Annotated in this window: 1 protein-coding gene; it reads right to left on the reverse strand. The window is 67.2% G+C overall.

The features are described 5' to 3' along the window. Nucleotides 1-27 precede the first annotated feature (27 nt). Nucleotides 28-921, reverse strand: an 894-nt coding sequence (locus OQ02_RS41805; protein ID WP_156077620.1) for a DUF222 domain-containing protein, incomplete at its 5' end; no start/stop codon positions are given.

Genomic DNA, 921 nt, shown 5'->3' on the forward strand with positions numbered 1-921 from the left:
GGATCAGACTGCCCTCAGCTATCACTATTATGGTGCGACATAACAGCGGTGCAGGTCTTTCACCTCCACATTGGTTGACAGCGCCTCGTGGCGCACCCCAGGAAAAGCACATCCCCGATCCCGGGCATGCAGCGCCTTCCGCTGCGCGACACTCACCGTCCGCTTCGTCCGCCCCAAATCCACCACCTCGGAATCGCCACCCATCACCACGGGGAGAACTTTCGCGTCGCACGCGATCCGCCGAGACTGCGCCGCACTCAGGTAACGGTCGCCGTCCAACACCGCGTGCCCCACACCCCGCCGCAACGTCTCGAAGTCCACCGTCACGCTGATGTGCGGACGTTCCCCCGCCTCCGACGGCAGGTCACCGGACCGCGATGCCAGCGAGATCACGTCGGCGAAAGCCTCGCCGAACCGGTGCGCCCGGTCCTTCGGACCCTCCGGACGCGGCGTCGCCAATGGCTCCAGCATCGCGGTGAACCGGGCCCCGGTCTCCGCCGACACCTCACCCCAGAACTCCACCCGACCACCCGGCAGATCCCGCACGTACAACACATCGGCAGGTTCGGCCGCAGGCTCGTCCAGTTCGTCGATCGAGTCCTGCTCGACGCGGTCGCGGATGCGGTCGGCGAGTTGGCGGACCACCTTCGGCTCCACCGACCCGGCCGCCTCGACCAGGACCTCCTCCGACCAGTCCGGCAACTTCAGGGTCGTGAACGCCCGCGCCAACTCTCGCAGATGCCCCTCCGACAACACGCCTTCCACCAGCGCGGCACCGGCAGCCCGGTACAGCGGCGGCAGCGGCTGCCCGGTCGGTGTGACCGACGGCAGGAACAACTCCACCTGCGCCACCCACTGCTTGAATTCCGCCGGATTCGCCCGCACCAAAGCCCGATACGCATCCAGGTCATAACCACACCG

Source organism: Saccharothrix sp. NRRL B-16314, from assembly GCF_000716595.1.
Lineage (GTDB): Bacteria > Actinomycetota > Actinomycetes > Mycobacteriales > Pseudonocardiaceae > Actinosynnema.